At 68.2% G+C, this 5,682-nt stretch carries 2 protein-coding genes; both read left to right on the top strand.

Annotation, left to right across the window (positions count from 1 at the left end; all coding sequences use genetic code 11):
* The first annotated feature begins 125 nt into the window (after positions 1–125).
* The gene (locus JX283_RS07705; RefSeq protein WP_204830055.1) at positions 126–2,219 is read left to right on the top strand and encodes a DUF4012 domain-containing protein; all 2,094 of its coding nucleotides are present in this window, start codon (positions 126–128) and stop codon (positions 2,217–2,219) included.
* A gap of 197 nt (positions 2,220–2,416) precedes the next feature.
* Positions 2,417–5,659, top strand: coding sequence for a hypothetical protein (locus JX283_RS07710; protein ID WP_204830056.1), 3,243 nt, complete (start codon positions 2,417–2,419; stop codon positions 5,657–5,659).
* The last annotated feature ends 23 nt before the right edge of the window (positions 5,660–5,682 follow it).

A 5,682-nucleotide genomic window follows, 5' to 3' on the forward strand; every position in this document is an offset into this window, starting at 1 on the left:
TGCCCGCCCGGCACCACCGCCGCTGTAAACTGATGGCACTTGGGCCGCCGGTGGCGGCCCTTCCAGGCGGGCCCACAACCGCTGACCCAACTGCATAGCCGCCAAAAAGACCGAGGAGGATCTTCGTGGCAAAGCACTTCAGGCAGCCCGGCGGGCAACCGTCCGCCGGGGGCCGGGACAACCGTGGGCCCGAGCGACAGAACCCCTATCTCTCCACGTCCCAGCAGGACGGGCAGCCTGCGCCGCAGCCGTCTCAGCCGCAGCCGCAGCGGCCGCAGCAGCGGCCCGAGCCCGAGCCCCGGCAGGCGGGGGAGGGCCGCACGCCCCGTCCCGGGCCCGCACCGGCCCCCGCGCAGGAGTCCTCCGAGTGGCCGGCGCTTCCCAGCGATTTCGCCATCCCGGTGGAGGACCACGGCGCCCCGTCGTCCACGGACCGCGGGAGCGAGGTCGTACGCGTCAAGCGCCGCCGCCGTCGCAAACGCGCCTGGCCCAAGGTCGTGCTCGTGGTGGCGGTCGTGCTCGTTGTGGTCTGCGGCATCTGCGGCGCCGTCCTCGTCAACGATGCCCGCGGGCTGCGCGACGACGCCTCCTCCCTCATGAACCAGGTGGACGAGTTCTCCAAGGCCGCCACCTCGGGCGACTCCGACGCCGTAAAGCGCTCCGCCGCCTCCATCGCCGGCAGCGCCCAGGCCATGCACCGCACCACCGAGGGCCCCATCTGGGCCGCCGCGCAGTTTGTGCCGGTGCTGGGCGTGGACGTCCGGCAGGCCCGCGAGCTCTGCTCCTCCCTGGACGACCTGGCCACCAACGGTATCGTGCCCCTGGGCGACGCCCTCGCCGGCGTCAACCTCAAGAACCTCGTGGGCAACGGCGGCACCGTGGACATCCCCACGCTCCAGCAGCTCATCCAGGCCTTGGGCGTGATGCAGCAGCCCCTGGGCGCCATGGCAAACACGCTGGACTCCATGGAGCCTTTCCATATCGGCAAGCTCAACGAGCTGATCGACAAGGCGCGGCCCATGGTGGACAACGCCAACCGCCTGGTGGGGGAGGCCGGCAACGTCCTGCCCGCTGTGCCCGACATGTTGGGGGCCAACGGCCAGACCAAGACCTACCTGGTGCTGGCCATGACGGGGGCCGAGATTCGCGCCGCCGGCGGCTTCCCCGGCTCGTGGGGCACCGTCTCCGTCACCGACGGCCACCTGCAGATGGGGGAGTTCTCCTCCATGCAGATGGCGGCCCTGGGCGACGTGGACCTCTCCTACGCCGTGGAGCCCGACGAGGCCTCCGTGCTCAATGCCGGTTCCATGGCCAACACCCCCGGATCCGTCACCATGACGCCGCAGTTTCCCCGCGTGGCCCAGGTGGCCGCCGAGTACTGGCGGGTGGTGCGCGGCCAGAACGTGGACGGCGTCGTGGCGGTCACGCCCGAGTTCCTCGCTGCGCTCATGGGTCTTACCGGCGCCTCGGTCACCGAGTACGGCTTTACGGTGGATGCCAACAACGTCAACCAGGTGCTTTCTCACGACGCCTACAACCAGCTTCCCGCCGAGCAGACCGACGCGTTCTTTTCCGCCGTGGCGGGCCGGTCCTTTGATGCCGTGGTTTCGGGTCTTGGCAATGCCGAGTTGCCCAAGCTGGCCGAGACCTTTGGCAAGCAAGTGGAGGCCGGCACCATCAAGATGTGGATGGCCAACGAGCAGGCTCAGGCCGTGGTGCAGGCACTTTCTGCCTCCGGCGAGCTTTCCCAAGACCCCGTGCGGCCTGTGCTGGGCGTCTACGTGAACGACCAGACCTGGTCCAAGATCGACTGGTACCTTGACATGGCCACCACCGTGGGCGACGGCGTCAAGAACGCCGACGGCACCACGAGCTACCAGGNGATCACCACGCTCGCCAACACTATGACTGCCGAGGAGGCCTCGGGCGACGTGGACTACATCGTGGGAGGCAACCCCCTCAAGCGCGACCGCGGGGACATGGTCACCGGATTAATCCTCATGGCGCCGGCCGGCGGCTCGATCTCGGACGTGNCCGGCTCGGGCGGCGTTTTTNCGGTGNCGGCCCAAGGGCAGGTCTACGGCTTTGACGCGGTCTCCTGTAACGTGCAGGACCTTCCCGGCGAGACCACCACAGTTACCTACACCGTGACCACCTCGCCCCAGGCGACGGAGCCCCTGGCGGTGCAGTCCACGCCGCTGGCCCGCAGTTTCGGGTGAGTACGCGCACGACATACCGTGCCTGACGCGGGGCCGTCCCTCCGGGGGCGGCCCCGTTTTTGCGAAGCGAATCAGGTCCCCTGAATACATGACGTGAGCATGAAAATGGCCCAGTAGGTCAGGTAATGTGTATGAAACATTCCCTTTCGTTTACTATCGAGGAACGACTCGTCATCTCCCGCATTTCAGGAGCCGCCATGAACCGATTCACCCCGCGTGCTTGGCGCCGTTTTGTCGGCGTCGCCGTTGTTCTATGTGCATTGATGCTGCTTGCGCCGCGACCGGCGCTGGCGCAGACGACGCCCGAGCCAGCCGACGCCAACCGCCGCCAGCTGGTGCTTGTGGTTCGTTTTGCAGGCGATGCCACCGGCGACGGTGCCACCGGCCTCAACGCCGCCTACCCCTACGGTGGTGCCTACCGCACCCAATACGAATCTTTCTTGCGCGACCTCAACGGCGAGGTAAGTTCCAAGACAACACTTCAGACTCTGTACAGCTACATCAAGACCGTCTCTTTGGGCCAGTGCCGCTTGGCCTCTGTCACTCCCCAGTACGATGCCTCCACCGGTCGCGTGGCCTATCTCACGCTGCCCGGAAGTCGAGGCTCTTACCGCGCCTCCGAGTCCATTGCGGCCGACGCCGTGAAGGCCTTCTCGGCCGCCTATCCTGCCTTTGACGCCTCCGTGCTCGATGGCAACGGCGACGGCCTGGCGGACAACGTGCTCGTGGTGCCCGAGACGGGCTCCTCCGTGCCGCAGGTGGGCGACGCCTGTTGGCCCCGTCGCTCCAACCTGGGGGCTCCGGCATCATTGGGCTCTTCGGGCGTGCGGGCGTTCGACTACACGCTGGTGGACACCACGCATCTTGCGGGCGTGGGCACCGTTGCCCACGAGACGCTCCATGTCTTTGGCGCCCGCGACCTCTATCGCGGCGGCTCTGCCGAGATCAGCCAGGGCAGCAACATGCCCGTGGGCGTGTGGGCCATCATGGCTCAGCATGGCGGCTCCAAGCTCATGTGGCCGCTGGCGATCACCCGGGCCGACTGCGGCTGGCTCCCTCTCGACACCGTGGACGCCGGCACCTACACTCTGGCGGCCCCTGGTTCTGGCCGCCAAGCCGTGGCCGTGCGCTCGCCCCTCTCCGACAGCGAGTACTTTGTCCTGGAGTACCGTCGCGCAAATACCGACATCGCCGATCTCTCGGCCCTCGATACCTCCCAAGAGGGCTCGCTCATGACCATCGGCGGTTCCGGCCTGCTCGTGTATCGCGTGAACCCAGTCGCCAAGCCCGAGGGAAACAAGGGTGACAAGGATTACGTGTACCTGTTCCGCTCCGGCGAGACAGGCGGTCCCCGCGGCAACGGTGCCGGCGACATACGTCATTGCCAGCTGAGCTTGGGCGGCCGCGAGAGCCTGGGGTCGCAGGATCTCTCTCTGGGTCTCGAGGACGGCGCCATCACCCTGTCCGATGGCCAGAACTCGNGCCTTGTGGTGCGGGTGACCGGTCAGACCGACAATTCGGTGACCTTTGCCGTGACGAAACCCTCCTCGGCCGACGCCGGGCTCTGGACCCGGGCCACCGACGGCTCCGGCGCTTGCCCGCTGCCCTCGACCAACGTTGTGGCCAGCGATGTCGCGGCCAGCGGCCCCTCTGTGCTCCAAGCGGTGCAGACGGGCGTTGGCAGCGGTTCCAAGGTGTCTGCTGCGGTCTTTGACGGGACCTCGTGGAGCTCGCTTGCCGCAGTGGCCTCCGGCCAGGACCTCAAGGCCGTTGCCGCCTCGGGCTCTGGGCGCTACGTGCTCACCGTGGCCTATGGCTCGCCCAACCGTTTCACGCTGTATCGCCAGACCGGCTCCGGCCCGTGGTCCTCCGTTGCCTCGGTGACGGGCTCCGGCAACGCCGGCGAGGTGGCCGTGGTGGGCGGCACGGCGTACGTGCTGGTGGAAGATGGTGGCGTGCAGGCATACCGCCTGGACGGCTCCCGTCTCGCGACGGTGGGGGCCAAGGTCCCGTGCGGGTACGTTGCGGCGCTCGCAGTTGTCGACGTCGGCGGTGTGCCCGCNGTGGCCGTGTCTGACTTCTCGGCGTCCTCCACGGGCCTGTGGCGTCTCTCAGGCTCTTTGTGGACCAAGGTCTGGAGCCACGCCGGTGCGGCCAACGGTCTGAGCTCGGCTTTTGTCGGGCAGACCGGGTACCTCCACGTGAAGGGGCAGGACGGCTCGGGCGGTATGGTGTCGGTGGCCCCGTCAGGAACGCCTGTCTATACGGCGCTCCCGTCCTCGGTGCCCGCCGCCCTCGAAGGGTCGCTTGCGGCGAGCGGCGGTTCGCTCTACCTGGCCGTCTCTGCGCAGTCGGGCAATGCCGTGACCGTGTGGAAGGCATCGCCGTCAAAGCTGGGCACCTGGGGGCAGGTGGGTTCCCGCGTGGTGGGCTCCTCTGACAACGTGGGCGCCGTAGCGGCCGGGACCCGCGTCTACGTGGCTTCCGTGGGTGGGGGAGCGGCTTCGCTGCGCTGGCGCGACGTGGGCACCGCTGCCGAGAAGCCGCAGGTACCGACCAAGCCCGAGAAGCCCGTCGCGACCAAGCTGACCTCGGTGGAGGTGCAGGGAGGGCCGCGCACCTGGAACGGCGGTGCCCACACGCCCGTCGTCATCGTGAAGGCTGGCAACGTCGTGGTGCCTGCCAGCGGGTACACCGTGAGCTACAAGAATAATGTGGATGTGGGCACGGCAAAGGTTGTCGTTGTGGGCAAAGGCTCTTACGTCGGCACCGTGAACGCTACCTTCGCCATCGCCAAGGGCCGGCNCGGTTGGGTGGCCGCNGGCAGCGGGCAACGCTGGTCCACCGGCTCGGCCTGGCAGACCGGCTGGCTGAGGGCGGCCGGCCAGACCTACTGGCTGGGCGCCGACGGCTACATGCGCACAGGCTGGCAGGACGTCGACGGCCAGCGCTACCTGTTCCGGGGGAAGGAAAACCCCTACGGGCCAGAGGGCTCCATGGGAATCGGCTGGCTGAAGGAGGGCGGCTTCTGGTACATCTTTCGCCGATCCGGCAGCCCCTACGGCCCGGTGGGCTCCATGGGCCGCGGTTGGCTCAAGGACGGCGGCAAGTGGTACTTCTTCGACCGCTCCAGCGGCCGCATGGCCACCGGTTGGGTAGCCGACGGAGGGTCCTGGTACTACCTGAGTGCCTCCGGGGCCATGGTCACCGGGTGGCTCAAGGAGGGCGGCTCCTGGTACTACCTGGACGGCTCTGGAAAGATGCTCACCGGCTGGTACCGCGTGGGCCGGGACTGGTACTGGAGCGACGCCTCGGGCCGCATGGCCTCTGACCGCTGGGTGGGTGACTACTACCTCACCGGCTCCGGCGCCATGGCCACCAGCCGTTGGGTGGGCCGGTACTGGGTGGATGCCTCGGGCCGCTGGACCCGCACGCGCTAGGGAGGGGCTCTCCCGTCCCCTCC

Source organism: Olsenella sp. CU969, assembly GCF_905219715.1.
Lineage (GTDB): Bacteria > Actinomycetota > Coriobacteriia > Coriobacteriales > Atopobiaceae > Granulimonas > Granulimonas faecalis.